Below are 13,014 nucleotides of genomic sequence, written 5' to 3'. Positions count from 1 at the left end.
GCCCTAAGCTGCCGGTGGCCGCCTGTTGGTGATGCTGCGGCGCATCCCGTCGAATCTGCCATTCGCTGCGAGAGAGAAAACTTGGACGCTAAGAACGCACATATTTCAGCGTTATTGCAATTTGACATTATCTCACGTGCTTCGTTGAGAATAACTAACCAACAAAAAAGTTCAGACACACAACAACGATGACCGCGCCGCGACGGAGCTGTTGATATTTGCTCGAACACGGATGAACATTGACACAAGAAACTGGGCGCGTCTGAACGCGCCCAGTTTCGTCAAGTCGCGACGTGAGATACCTCTTTGTCCGGTGAGTATATGTCCAAGATGTTCCAATGTCCGGTCGTTGGTGTTGGGTTGTTGATCATTGGGACATCAAGAACGGTTGGTTTGCCGCTGGCGATTGCCGCTTCCAATGCGGGCAACAATTCATCAGCAGCACAGAGCCTGTGCCCTTCTGCACCATAAGCTCTTGCAATATCCGCATAACCCGGTCCGTTTGCAGGAGCTGCGGCTGATCCAGGGAACGTGGTCCCGTATGTCAGACCGTAATGCGCCTTTTGAAGGCCCGCGATAGTGCCGAAGGCGTTGTTGTTCATAACCAGCCAGATGATGCCCAGATCAAGCTCGACCGCGGTTGCCAGCATCGACGGGTTCTGACCGAACCCCCCATCGCCAACAAGACTTATCACCACACGGTCAGGGGCTGCCAGTTTTGCGCCGATCGCTCCCGGAGGGCCAAAGCCCATCGTCGCGAATCCACCCGGGGTCAGGATTGAACCGGGTGCCAGGATATCAAATTGTTGTCCGACGCCGTTCTTGTTCCATCCCACGTCCGTAGTGATAATGGCATCCTCGGGCAGTGCCTTGCGGGTATCTGCCAAAATACGTTCGGGCATCATCGGAAAGGACGACGAGGTCGCCATGTCCACGTTGCGCGCTTTGAAGTTCGTTCGGAAGTCGGTGATCTTCTGTTCCAGCGCGGGGCGTTTGAAGCCCTCAGGATACATCTCGCGGGCAACTCGGTTGACGACGCGCAAAGCGGCCTTGGCGTCAGCAACGACTCCGATCTCGGTGGGATAGTTCCGTCCAATCTCTTGCGGTTCAATGTCGATATGGATGACCTTTGAGCCAGGAATGTTGAACGTGTAACCAGGATACCAGCTGGAGCAATCGGCCTCTTTGAACCGGGTTCCGACAGCAAAGATGTAATCCGCATTCAGGCAAGACTGGTTGACCAGCTCGGTGCCCCAAAACCCGGTCATTCCCAGCACAAGCGGATGGTCGTCGCGCAGTGCGCCTTTACCCATCAAAGAATGCGCGACTGGTAGGCCCATGTGCTCCACAAAGGCGCGTAATTCCTCGCTGGCCTGTGCCAGTAGAATACCACCACCGACATAAGCGACCGGACTTTGAGCCTGCGCCAACGCTTCGACAATCTCTCGCGCTGTTTCATCGTCAATCGACGGTTTTTTGAGCGCGCGCGTGTTGTCGCGGATACGGTCGAAACTGTCCGAGGGGATCACCTCGGAGAAGATGTCCATCGGCACGTTGACCAGCACTGGCCCGGGCTGGCCGCTTTCGGCCAGATGAAACGCCTTTTCCAGAATTTCGGCCATCAGGTCTGCCCGATCGACCCGCCAGGCGCGTTTGACAAAGGGACGATAGATCTCCCACTGGGCGGCGTCTGCATGGAGGTTCACTTCCTGATGTGGATGTTTACCGTAGTAGTGCGTTGGAATGTCGCCCGCGATCACGACCATCGGGATACAGTCCAGTGCGGCGTTGGCGACCCCGGTTGCACAATTGGTCAGCCCCGGGGAGAGATGGGACAGCACCACCGAGGCCTTGCCCGTCACGCGGGCATATGCGTCCGCTGCGTGGCTGGCGATTTGTTCGTGCCGTACGGTGACGAAATCGATGGGGCTTTCCGCCAACGCGGCCAGAACCGCAATGTTCGTGTGCCCGCACAGGCCAAATACATGCTTGACCTCGCGACGTTCGAGAAAGTCGACGATGTGTTCGGCAACGGTTTTGCCTTCCAGTTTCGCTCCGTCCATCACGCGACCTCCTGTCCGTAGAACTCACCGAACAGGTCCGGCTCCGAGGGGCGATCCTCGGGGATGGGACGGCTGACCCAGGTGTAGTTCATCATGTGTTTCATGGTGACATTTTCATTGGTAATGTTGCCGCCCCAGATGCCGCAACCTAGGCTGCTGGTCATAGGCATGCCATTGGTCCAGGCACCCGCATTGGCCTTGGACTGAGGCTGTCGCACCATCATGCGGCTGACCGGAGCCAGGCGCGCCAACCGGTCGATGTGATCGTCATTGTGGCTGTAGATGCCGCAGGAATGGCCCTTGCCTCCGGTGTTGTAAATCTGGCTGACCGTTTCCAGCGCGTCATCGAAAGTGTCAAAGTGATATAGCGCCATCAGCGTGGTCAGTTTTTCCTTCGAGAACTTGTGCTGCGGCCCGATTTGCCCCTGATTTTCAACCATCAGGAACTTGCGATCTTCGGGGATCGAGAAACCGGCGACCTTGGCCGTTTGCTGAGGCGGACAGGCGATAGTCGGGAAGGTACGGTTTCCTTTCTCATCCCACATGGCAGCTTCGAGCATGGCCTTCTCTTTGGTCGAACACAGGTATCCACCTTCGGCCTCAAGCGCCTTGACCATATCGTCGTAAACCGAGCGCTGGATGATGATGTTACCGTCGGCCGAACAACCCGAACCAAAGTCAGACGTCTTGGAAATTCGTGTGTTCTGAGCGGCGATGTCCAGGTCGGCAGTCTCATCGATGACGATGGATGAATTGCCCGCGCCGACGCCAAAGGCCGGGCGCCCTGAACTGTACGCCGCTTTGACCATGGGCTTGCCGCCCGTTGCCAGCGTCAGATCACAGATCTCCATCAAATGTTGCGTCAATGGGATCGACGGTTTGCGAATGGATTGAAACAGATCCTCGGGGGCATCAGCGGCACGGCAGGCCGCTCGCATGACCTCGACCATCTCGAAGGTGGTATGAGCGGTTCGCGGATGCGGACTGAAGATAACAGCATTCCGGGCGTTGGCGGCGGAAACACCGGTCACCGGTGGTGTCATCGCTGGATTGGTCATCGGAATCAGAGATGCGATCACACCGGCAGGCTTGGCATATTTTACCAGACCCTTTTCTTCGTCTACTTCGACGATCCCGGTCGATGGTGTCCGCAAGACGTCACGCAACACCATGTGAATCTTAAATCGCTTGGCAGGACGCCCTTCGCGATCTCCGATACCGCTTTCGTCCACGCCTTGCTGGGCTAGACGCGTGAAGGTTTTCTCGTTCCCCGCATACCACGCAATGGCCTGAGACAGGCGGTCCAACCTGCCCTGATCCCAATCCTCGATCTCGGCCATGGCAGCGCGGGCGCGTGCCAGCATATCGGCCGCCATGTTGCGGTCGTTTTCAGTGAGCTCTTTGCCCATGATGATCCTCTTGGTGTTTTGGAATTGCAGCATTGGGCATACGACGCTGTGACCGCGCCTCGCCGAATGTTCGCTTGGCGTGGCTGAGACAGCGACGCGCGTGTTCTTCATATCCCAACTCGGCCACGCGGCTTTGGTTGGGCAGTTCGATGGAATAGTCGACGGGTGGCATCCGTTCGATGATGCCGGTGAAATCGATCCATCCCTCACCGGGATATAGCCGCGCATCGCGGGCCAGTTGGATCATGCCCTCACGCGTATCGGCGATGCCGGGCAGGCAATCAGAGATATGCAGGAAGTGAAACAGGTCCGAGGGAACGTGCAACAGCTCACCAAGATCTACGCGGCTGAGGTGCAGGTAGAGCGTATCGACCAGAATACCGCCGTTGGGCTGATCAGAGGCGCGGACAATGTCCAGTGCTTCATCCAGCGTGCGCAAGCGGGAGAAGCTCGGGAACTCCAAGTCCACCGTTAATCCGTAGGGCGCTGCCAGTTCGCAGGTTTCGGAATAGACGTCGATCAGAAAGTCACGATCATCGCGGGTGTTTGTCCACGCGCTCATAATCATGCGTTTGGCGCCCAACTCCCCGCCAATCTCAAGAGAAGGCTCAAAACTGCGTGGATCGACATCTTCGGTGATGCGTGCAAGCTCGACATCAAGGACCTTCAATCCGGTGGTAGAGAGAGCCGTTTTGGTGGCCTGCACCTGTGCCTTGTCGATTGGGGATTGAGTGAATTCGCCGGGCACATGCATCGGAATGAATCGGGGGCTGACGGCATCGTAACCGGCCCGTGCGGCGATATAGACCAACTCGGGCGGCGTACAGCCAATCAGCGTCAGATGCGCCAAGGAGTAGAGAGAGGGGCTTGCGCCAGCCTCTTCGGGTTTCACCATGAACGACAGCTCCACGTGTCTGCGAATCTAAAATTCATCACACGTAGTCAAAAATATCTGTTATTTTTTAAAATATCAACTTTAATACTGAACAGGAAATGAAAACGCCCGGGCAACGGCCCGGGCGTGTATTACATTCGTGTAGGCAGACCCTTAGAGAGTGACCCAGTCCCCTCCGGACTGGTGAGAGCGCACAGAGGCGTCAATGAATCGAACACCGTCTGCGCCTTGTTCGACACTGGGATAAGCAAGCCAATCGGCCGGAACGGTAACGCCATCCCGACGCGCGGCTACGGCCATCGCAAGTTCCGTATAGAGGTTGGCCCAGGCTTCGATAATCCCTTCAGGGAAGCCGCGCGCGGTACGGACCAAACGTTCTGCGCCGGGTCCGATACCATGCCCGAGACCTCGGCTGATGATATGATCCGGTTCACCAAACCGATTGAATTTCAGCCGCTCCGAGTTCTCTAGGTCCCACTCGAGGCCTCCTTCGTTCCCGAATATGCGCAGGCGCAACCCACCCCGGTTTCCGGGGGCAAGGCGTGTTGCCATCAAGGTTCCGGGGACTTCATTTTGGTAACGGGTGAACATGAACACCGTGTCTTCCAAAGGCTTTGGCGCGCCGCAGACATGAAACTCGGCCCGCAGGTCGGTCAAGGGCAGGCCGGAAACAAAACTGGCGAGATGCGCGGCATGGGTGCCGATATCGCCGACACAGCTGGTTGGACCAGAAATATTGGGGTCCAGCCGCCACTTTACATGAGGCGCATCGGCCACATCTTCGGGCGTCATCCAGTCTTGCATGAACTCGACATGGATCTGGTTGATTTTGCCGATGCCCCCGTCGGCCACGATCTGCTTGGCCTGCCGTATCACCGGAAAACATGACATCGCATAACCGACAGCAAAGATGTGTCCCGTGCGCGCGGTAATCTCCTCAAGCCCCTCGGCCTCGGCCACTTCGTTGGTCAGGGGCTTGTCGCACAACACGTCAATGCCCGCTTCCAGAAACGCTTTGGCCACGCCGAAATGAACGTGGTTTGGGGTCGTGATCATGACGGCATCTACGCCATCTGGGCGCGCCGCCTCGGCCTGTGCCATCTCCTCGAACGACGCGTAGCACCGTTCGGCCGGCAGGAACCACTCGGCCCCACGCGCCTTACTGCGCGCTGTGTCAGAACTGAGCGCTCCTGCGACGACCTCCCACCGGTCGGTCATCCGCGCGGCCGATGCTTGCGTGACAGAGATACGCCCACCGCCAACAACGCCCAACCGCAAACGGCGAGACAACCGGGGGAAAGGGCCGTCGAACTTCAGGTCTTCGGGTAAAAGTCTCTCAGCCATTCTCAACCTCCGCTTCCGGGACCCGTACGCCCTCGGGCAGTATTTCCACAGCCATGAAAATGCTGGGGGTAATCGTCTCGTATTGATGCCAAGGATAGTTGCCTTCGGCATCATACATCGGTTTGTGGGTCGTGCCCGGGGCCATGAATTCTTCGAGATACAGGGTCTCGACATCCCGTTCGCGACATTGCTGCATTTTGCCGAAGCCAACGATCTGCGTATGCACTTCGCGAAACCCTGGTACCGGGCAGAACGGATGATCCCTATGCAATCCGACATTCAAAGGGACCGAGCCGGAATGGTACATGGTCAGTCCAACGTTACCCACGAAGACCTTCGGCGACATGTAGTGGCTGACGCCACGCAAGCGTTCCTCTTGCCGGACGTCGAATGCAGATGGCCATGTATCTTTCACCCATGCGAACAACTCGTTGTCATTGGAATGGGCGTCGAAACCGTGGACAATGACTGCACGTTCCACGCCGCTAAGCGTGCTGTCTTGCACGATCACAGACGAAAGCGGTGCAATGGTCTGATCCTCGACAGAGAGATTTCGCCCCCCAAGGTTAAGGACGATGGCGCGACCCTCTATAGAAATTCTGCGCTCGTCAGTTATGTGCTGGACGCGAAAGAATGGCTGAGCAAAGTCGAGAGTCTCAATCGGCATGGACCAACTCCTTCCTCTCATCGTTCAGGAAATCGACCGGCAAAGGTTCCGGAGCCTCGCAACGGCTTTCTATCGTCTGATAGGCACCAAATTTCGGCGCCCGTTCAATCGCGTCCATGACCTCGAATACATGGTAGGCAAGCGCTCCACTTGCACGGGGTTGGCGTCCTTCTTGCGCCGCCAGGGCCAGATCCAAAAGGCCGAGCCCGCGGCTGTCTTCGTTGAAGCCGTGTTTGTTTTCTACCACCTGCCAGTCCTCGCGACCGGTTGGGCGGGGCTGATGCGACCAACGCGAGGTTTCGCGTGTTTTCAGCCAGACATCTCCCTGAAAGATGTTGGCTCCATGAACCGGGTCAGGGTCAGGGATACTGATGGTTCCGTTTTCGCCATAGATCTCGAACCGCGGCGTTTCACTGTCCCAGATGTCGAAACTCATGGTCATCGACCCGATGGCACCGGACGCAAATTGCAGCAGGCTCAGGGAGTGCGTGTCGACCTCGACATCTATCCATTCGCCGTTGCGAGGGCCGTTTTCGATCATCCTATTGTCGAACGTGCGCCGAGCCATTCCGGCAACCCGGTCAACGGGACCAAGGCAGCAGATCATGGCGGTCAGGTAGTACGGCCCAAGGTCCAGCAATGGCCCGCCACCCGCCTTATAGTAGAAATCCGGGTTGGGATGGTGGCGCTCCGTCCCGTGGGTACCGACATGGGCAAAAATCCCTGTTGGTTTGCCAATGGCACTCTCGTCGATCAAGCGCCGAACGGTCTGCCAGCGACCGCCCAGAAATGTGTCGGGTGCGCAACCGACCAGTAACCCCTTTTCAGAGGCCATGTGCAGGATCGCCTTACCGTCCGTTCGGTTCATGACCAGTGGCTTTTCGGAATAGACGTGTTTCCCCGCCTCCAGCGCGCGCAAGCTGATTTCGGCATGCGCCGCCGGAATTGTCAGGTTCAGAACGCAGTCAATCGTCGGATCGTCAAACACTTCACCTGGCGTGCAGGCCTTGGCGATACCGTATTGATCCGCTTTGGCGCGGCTTTCAGAAGGGTCAAGGCTTGCGCAAGCCACGACCTCGACGCTGGAAAATTTAGATAGTGTTTTTAGATAGATATCGCTGATACGACCACAGCCGATAAGGCCGACCCGGAAGGATTTCGATGTCTCACCTGTCATCATTCCTGTCTTCGTAGAGGGGTAAGTAATTTGGGGGCATAGGCCCTTTGTTCCGACCGCCCTGGCTCGTCTGCTCCCAGGCGTGGGCAAGTATTCCGACCGAGCGGGACAGGCAGAACAGCCCCCGCGACAAGGGCGCAGGAAAGCCAAGTTCGCAGAAGATCACAGCTGTCGCGCCGTCGATATTCATGGCAATTGGCCGACCGCCGCGTTGACGACCGAGTTCGGCGCGAACCTCTTCTCCGATATCGGCAAACCGGCCAGATACTGTGCCTTCTGCCGCCGCATCACGAACAAGTTGCATCAATCGTGGTGCGCGTGGATCGACAGGCTTGTGAAACCTGTGACCAAAGCCCGATACGATCTTGCCGTACGTCTCGCGCCAGCTGTCCAGACCGTCCTGAACAGCATTATTCAGCGATGCCCCAGCATCCATGCGTTCCGAGATATCATAGTAAAGCTCGGCGCATTGTTCGCCTGCTCCGCCATGCACATCGCCCAGCATGTTCACCGCAGTCGCCATCGCATTATTGAGACCTACCCCGCAGGTGGCAGCCATGCGCGCCGCCGCGATTGAGGGGGCCTGTGGGCCGTGATCCACGCCTGCGACCAAAGCGGCTTCGAACAGACGCGCTTGTGCGTCGCTGGGCAGATCGCCCCGCACCATCAGCCAGATCATCTGCGGGAAAGAAACGTTCCCGATCAGATCCTCTATTGCGTTGCCACGAAACGCGATCTTGCCGGGTTTCATGTCAATGATGGATGTGCGCCACCATTGGCGGATTGCTTGTTCGTCGTTTGTCATACCGTTGCACCTCTAAACTCGCGCATGCGCTGCTGACGAAGTGAATCGAAAACGTTTTGAAGGCGACTGATTGAGGCGGTGCAGCCGGTGAAGATTTCAAAAGACGCTGCAGCCTGATGAACCGCCATTCCAGCACCATTCATCACTTTCAACCCAGTTGCGCGGGCCCTGCTCAGTAGGTGTGTCTCAAGCGGGAAATATACGATGTCTGCCACCCATGCATCGGGCCGCAACAGGGATGGTTCAATGACTGTTCCGGGGTACTTGTCCATTCCAAGTGGTGTTGCGTTGACCACTCCGTCCACAAGTTCGATCCGATCCAACGAAATCGAAGGGGAACCCTGAATCTTTGCGTAAGGGCGCAAGACCTCTAGTCGACTGACCAGCGCCTGCGCTCGGCGGAGGTCAGGATCAATAATCTCCAGGTCTCGAACACCTGAATCAAGCAAAGCCAAAGAGACTGCACTGCCCGCGCCACCAGCACCAAACATGAGAACCGTTTCAGTCTTCGATGATCCCAAAGAATTTCCGAAGGCACTGTGGAAACCTATGTAGTCGGTGTTGTGGCCAACCATTCGGTCGTCACAAAAAACCACCGCGTTGACAGCTTGAAGCTCCTCAGCAGTCTTGGTAAGCTCATCAAGATGATCAATGACTGATGCTTTGTAGGGATGCGTCACGTTGACCGCCGCGCAGCCTAATTCAACGGAATAATGCAGTAAATCAGCGACCGACATTCCACGAAATGGCTCTTTTGCAGTGTCGATCCTACCGTAGCTCAGATCGATACCCTGCGCCCGACCTTCTGCCTCGTGCATCTCAGGCGTCATGGAGCCAGCAATACCTTGGCCGATTAGTGCCGCCTTCATTTCAGGTTGTTCCTTCCGCCATGTGGTGTCGCGCTTGGGCCGCCAATCGGAACGCAGCATTGCGCGCGCCATAGCCGGAATAGCCAGATCGGCGCTCAACAATTTCAAAGAAGAAGCCGTTAAAGATAGGTCGGCTGTAGATCTGAAAATACTCGGAACCCGCTGCGCGGTCGTAGAGAATGTTATCCCTGCGCATTTGGGCGATCAGGTCTTCACTTAACCCGAATGTCGCTTGCAGATCAGCGTAGTAGTTTTCTGGGATGGACAGGCTGGGAAAGCCGGACTTCCGCAATTGGGCTGAGGTTTCAAATATGTCGTCCGACTGGAAGGCTATGTGCTGAACACCGGCACCAAAACCGTCTTCAAGGAATGAAGCCGCCAGTGTTCGACGCCCAACTGCACCATTCAGGTTTAAACGCACTTCGCCCTCGGGGCTCTCGATGGCTTGGCTTTGCACAACACCTGAAGGGTCGGCAACGTTCACGATCGGAGATTTTGCCATCTCAAAAGTCGAAATGTAATAGAGCAGCCAGCTTTGCATCTCATCGTTACGCATCGTCTGCGCCAGATGGTCGATGCGGCGCAGACCAGCAGGCTGGATCGCTTTGGTCTTGGCGACTGGCTCGAACTCGATGTCCCAAACCCGATGCAGATCGGATTTCTCATCTATGAAATGGACAACATTGCCACCAACACCTCGGATGGCCGGGATGTCCAGTTCCCCAGTCCCTACCGGCTGTGAGAAATTCGGCGCGCCCAACGCGGTCGCTCGCTGAACCGTCTGATCCGCATCTTTGACACGCAACCCCATGTCACACACGGAGGGGCCGTGACCCAGGAACGCCGAATGGGCGAAACCTTCCTTTTCGGTATTTACAACGATGTTTATCGCGCCCTGCCGCCACAGCTCGACGGACTTGGTTACGTGTTTTCGCTCCATTCGAAAACACATTGCTGACAGCATATCTGCCAGCTGCGCGCCGCTTGTTTCGTCGGCTGTAAATTCGACGAATTCGAAGCCTGACGCATAGACGCGTTCCGGCAGGTCCGGGATGCCGAAATCTGTTCCCGGTTCGGTCCGGGAAACCTCATCTAACAGGTTCACCAGCGACCTGTAGCTGTCTCGGGCCAGTGTCAGGCCACCGGGTTGAGGAGCTGCTTCATTGACACGCGCAATAGACCAAGGCCCCTTGTACCCAGCGCGGGACAACACCCGCACAAAGCCCGCAAGGTTCAGCGACCCAAGCCCCGGCAGAAGCCCAAAGTGCCGTTTGAGCCTGCGAATATCCATCTCAAGTCGGGGTGCATCGGATAGCTGCACATGGAACAGCCGATCTCCGGGAATGTCCCGAAGGCGGGCTGGTTTGGACCCGTCGGCAAGCGAGAAGAAGGAATTCAAGGCCAACCCCAAATAAGGGCTGTCGATAGCTTCAACGACGCCTAACGCCTGTTCATCCGAGTGAATAAGATCCGACCATGGCAAGCCCATATAGGCCAGACGCAACCCCAATGCCTTTGCTATTTCGGCCGCCTCGCCAAGATCTGCGATTACCTGTTCTTCGGTCGCAGCGGCATCGACCTCGAATGCGGACCCGATTAGCAGCAGATCCGTACCCAATTCGCTCATCAGGTCGAGTTTGCGCTTCAGTCGATCAAAGGCGCGCTCCCGTCCGCCGCCAGACTGACCTTCAAGGTTATGGAAAGGTTGCAGCAGGCAAATCTTCAGGCCGAGATCTGATGCAATGTTCCGAATTTGCGATGGCGGCCCGTCAAAAGCGGTCAAGTCCGGTTCGTGTAATTCGACACCCCCGAATCCCGCGTCAGCGATAGTGCTTAGTTTTTCGGCCAGATCACCGGGGATCGACGTTGTCGAAACCGAGAGGCACATTATCCCTGATATCCAAACATACGCGGCAACCACAGGACCAAATCAGGCATCAGTATCATGATCACCAGGGCGAAGATGAGAACCGCGAGGAAGGCCCAGATTTCCGAGATGATTTCGCGTAGCGGAATGTCCGTCACGGCGTTGATCACAAAGAGCAGAATGCCATAGGGCGGCGTGATCAGACCGATCATCGAGTTCACGACGACCAGCACCCCGAAATGCACCAGATCAATCCCAAGCGCCTCGCAGGTTGGAATGAACAGGGGCACAATCACCAGGATGATCGTTGTTGCGTCTAACACGCATCCCAGCGCGAGGATCAGCAGGTTTACGAGGATCAGGAACACAATCGGGCTAACATCGGAACCCTCCAGCAGCGCCGAGATAGACTGCGGTATTTGTTCCTGGATGACGATGAAGTTCAGAATGAACGCGCCACCAATGACAACCCCGACGGCTGCGGAAGAGCGCGCACTATCGACGAACACCTGATAAAGGCCGCGGAAGGTCAGCGCTCGGTAGAACAACGCTGCCAGTAGCAGGGCGTAGAATGCAGCTACGGCGGCAGCTTCGGTCGGAGTGGTGACGCCCCCATATATGCCGTAGAGCAGGATTGCGGGCATCAGCAGTGCCGGGAACGCGTTGGCGGTTTTAGCCGGCAACTCGCGCAGCGGAACAGGTTTCTCCAATGCAAAGTTCCGCTTACCGGCCAGATAATAGTTCATCGCCATAAGAACGACGCCCATGATCAGGCCGGGCAGAATGCCAGCCAAGAACAAGGACCCGATAGAGGCCTTGGAAACGAGCGCGTACAAAACCATCGGGATAGAGGGCGGAATAATAGGGCCGATCGTTGCCGACGCCGCCGTGATTGCAGCTGCGTAGCCTCGGCTGTAGCGGCCATCCTTGGTCATCATTTCAATGATGATCTTCCCGATCCCCGCAGCATCCGCGACGGCCGAGCCGGACATACCCGAAAAGATCAGTGACGCTACCACGTTTACGTGCCCGAGGCCGCCCTTGAAACGACCGACAGCAGCGACGCAGAAGTTCAAAAGACGGTCCGTGATCGATCCAGCGTTCATGATATTCGCGGCGACGATGAACAAAGGCACGGCAAGCAGGATCGTGCTTTTGTAAAAACCTTGCAGGATCTTCTCGCCCGCGAGGGCGACGTCCAGTCCGGCCGTGCCCAGGTACACTAATGAGGCCAGGAGGATGGAATAGCCGATAGGTGTCCCGATGCCTGCCAGAAGAAAGAGAGCGAGCAGGCAGGAAAGAAGTTCAAAACTCATTTCTTAACTTCCTCATCCTTTTCGACGTCGACACGGGGATGATCGTCAACCACGTTGTACCCAACGACCAGTTCCAACTCTGTCTTTGGTGGGCCATTGCGCATGACGTCGAAGAATAGCCACGCGTAGCGCGCTGCGACGACCAGCATGAATACCGCGTAAATCGAGAATACTGTGCGCAGCGGAATCTTCTCACCGGAGAACGGATTGCGGACAGTCGATGTCTTGCGGATTTTCATCCAGTCGATGTAGTCCCACGTCGGAAGGAAGCTGTAGAGCATACCGACTACGATCGCTGCGGCCGCCAGCATCGCAAAGACCTGCCGTACGCGCATCGGCACCGAAAGATAGATGATGTCGAACTTCACGTGATCCCGTTCGCGCACGATGAAAGCGCAGCTGAAGAAAATCACCCAGACCCAAAGAATGCCGATCAATTCCAGCGTCCAGCCTGCTGGGGTGAAGAAGTACCGTAGTAGAATTTGGAGAAGGAAGATAAGGAAGATTGCCGCCAGCATCCCGCCGGCAATCGCTTCGGTCAGTCGGGAGAACCCCTTCATAAAGGCCTTCATTATGGTTCTCCCTCCCCTGTCTTACTGGGT

Annotated in this window: 11 protein-coding genes; all 11 read right to left on the bottom strand. The window is 56.7% G+C overall.

Translation table 11 applies throughout. The features are described from left to right. Nucleotides 1–281: 281 nt before the first annotated feature. Nucleotides 282–2,063: a thiamine pyrophosphate-binding protein gene (locus tag ACR0EK_RS10325; RefSeq protein WP_480911356.1), complete on the bottom strand. Its 1,782-nt coding sequence runs from the start codon at nt 2,061–2,063 to the stop codon at nt 282–284. Further along, nucleotides 2,063–3,472 (bottom strand): aldehyde dehydrogenase family protein, encoded by a 1,410-nt coding sequence (locus ACR0EK_RS10320; protein ID WP_480483569.1) that lies wholly within the window; start codon nt 3,470–3,472, stop codon nt 2,063–2,065. The genes ACR0EK_RS10325 and ACR0EK_RS10320 overlap by 1 nt, the downstream gene beginning before the upstream one ends. Next, nucleotides 3,453–4,367, bottom strand: coding sequence for a sugar phosphate isomerase/epimerase family protein (locus ACR0EK_RS10315; RefSeq protein ID WP_480871228.1), 915 nt, complete (start codon nt 4,365–4,367; stop codon nt 3,453–3,455). Before ACR0EK_RS10315 ends, ACR0EK_RS10320 begins: the two co-directional genes overlap by 20 nt. 153 nt (nt 4,368–4,520) lie before the next feature. Next, nucleotides 4,521–5,711: a Gfo/Idh/MocA family protein gene (locus tag ACR0EK_RS10310; RefSeq protein WP_480899768.1), complete on the bottom strand. Its 1,191-nt coding sequence runs from the start codon at nt 5,709–5,711 to the stop codon at nt 4,521–4,523. Continuing rightward, nucleotides 5,704–6,378: a hypothetical protein gene (locus tag ACR0EK_RS10305; protein WP_480899771.1), complete on the bottom strand. Its 675-nt coding sequence runs from the start codon at nt 6,376–6,378 to the stop codon at nt 5,704–5,706. The genes ACR0EK_RS10310 and ACR0EK_RS10305 overlap by 8 nt, the downstream gene beginning before the upstream one ends. Next, nucleotides 6,368–7,558: a Gfo/Idh/MocA family protein gene (locus ACR0EK_RS10300; RefSeq protein ID WP_480967792.1), complete on the bottom strand. Its 1,191-nt coding sequence runs from the start codon at nt 7,556–7,558 to the stop codon at nt 6,368–6,370. Before ACR0EK_RS10300 ends, ACR0EK_RS10305 begins: the two co-directional genes overlap by 11 nt. Beyond that, entirely contained in the window at nt 7,545–8,360 is an 816-nt protein-coding gene (locus ACR0EK_RS10295) for a citryl-CoA lyase (protein ID WP_480899776.1), read from the bottom strand. Before ACR0EK_RS10295 ends, ACR0EK_RS10300 begins: the two co-directional genes overlap by 14 nt. Then, nucleotides 8,357–9,289 carry a shikimate dehydrogenase gene (locus ACR0EK_RS10290; RefSeq protein WP_480967791.1) on the bottom strand — a complete coding sequence of 311 codons (933 nt, stop codon included), beginning with the start codon at nt 9,287–9,289 and terminating at the stop codon, nt 8,357–8,359. Before ACR0EK_RS10290 ends, ACR0EK_RS10295 begins: the two co-directional genes overlap by 4 nt. Continuing rightward, nucleotides 9,231–11,117 (bottom strand): bifunctional sugar phosphate isomerase/epimerase/4-hydroxyphenylpyruvate dioxygenase family protein, encoded by a 1,887-nt coding sequence (locus tag ACR0EK_RS10285; protein WP_480483575.1) that lies wholly within the window; start codon nt 11,115–11,117, stop codon nt 9,231–9,233. Before ACR0EK_RS10285 ends, ACR0EK_RS10290 begins: the two co-directional genes overlap by 59 nt. Beyond that, nucleotides 11,117–12,412, bottom strand: a complete 1,296-nt coding sequence (locus tag ACR0EK_RS10280) for a TRAP transporter large permease (protein WP_480899780.1) — start codon at nt 12,410–12,412, stop codon at nt 11,117–11,119. The genes ACR0EK_RS10285 and ACR0EK_RS10280 overlap by 1 nt, the downstream gene beginning before the upstream one ends. Then, a complete protein-coding gene (locus tag ACR0EK_RS10275) occupies nt 12,409–12,984 on the bottom strand; it encodes a TRAP transporter small permease (protein ID WP_480483576.1) in 576 nt (191 codons plus the stop codon). Before ACR0EK_RS10275 ends, ACR0EK_RS10280 begins: the two co-directional genes overlap by 4 nt. Between the last annotated feature and the right edge of the window lie 30 nt (nt 12,985–13,014).

It is taken from the genome of Ruegeria sp. AE4 (assembly GCF_056542185.1).
The sequence above is the reverse complement of the archived record's forward strand: the minus strand, read 5'-3'. Positions and strand labels throughout refer to the sequence as shown.

Bases quoted from the DNA above. Each gene is read 5' to 3' on its own strand.
- ACR0EK_RS10290 (WP_480967791.1), bottom strand. From the start codon at position 9,289: ATGCTGCGTTCCGATTGGCGGCCCAAGCGCGACACCACATGGCGGAAG.
- ACR0EK_RS10300 (WP_480967792.1), bottom strand. From the start codon at position 7,558: ATGATGACAGGTGAGACATCGAAATCCTTCCGGGTCGGCCTTATCGGC.
- ACR0EK_RS10320 (WP_480483569.1), bottom strand. From the start codon at position 3,472: ATGGGCAAAGAGCTCACTGAAAACGACCGCAACATGGCGGCCGATATG.
- ACR0EK_RS10310 (WP_480899768.1), bottom strand. From the start codon at position 5,711: ATGGCTGAGAGACTTTTACCCGAAGACCTGAAGTTCGACGGCCCTTTC.
- ACR0EK_RS10275 (WP_480483576.1), bottom strand. From the start codon at position 12,984: ATGAAGGCCTTTATGAAGGGGTTCTCCCGACTGACCGAAGCGATTGCC.
- ACR0EK_RS10280 (WP_480899780.1), bottom strand. From the start codon at position 12,412: ATGAGTTTTGAACTTCTTTCCTGCCTGCTCGCTCTCTTTCTTCTGGCA.
- ACR0EK_RS10285 (WP_480483575.1), bottom strand. From the start codon at position 11,117: ATGTGCCTCTCGGTTTCGACAACGTCGATCCCCGGTGATCTGGCCGAA.
- ACR0EK_RS10295 (WP_480899776.1), bottom strand. From the start codon at position 8,360: ATGACAAACGACGAACAAGCAATCCGCCAATGGTGGCGCACATCCATC.
- ACR0EK_RS10325 (WP_480911356.1), bottom strand. From the start codon at position 2,063: ATGGACGGAGCGAAACTGGAAGGCAAAACCGTTGCCGAACACATCGTC.
- ACR0EK_RS10305 (WP_480899771.1), bottom strand. From the start codon at position 6,378: ATGCCGATTGAGACTCTCGACTTTGCTCAGCCATTCTTTCGCGTCCAG.
- ACR0EK_RS10315 (WP_480871228.1), bottom strand. From the start codon at position 4,367: ATGGTGAAACCCGAAGAGGCTGGCGCAAGCCCCTCTCTCTACTCCTTG.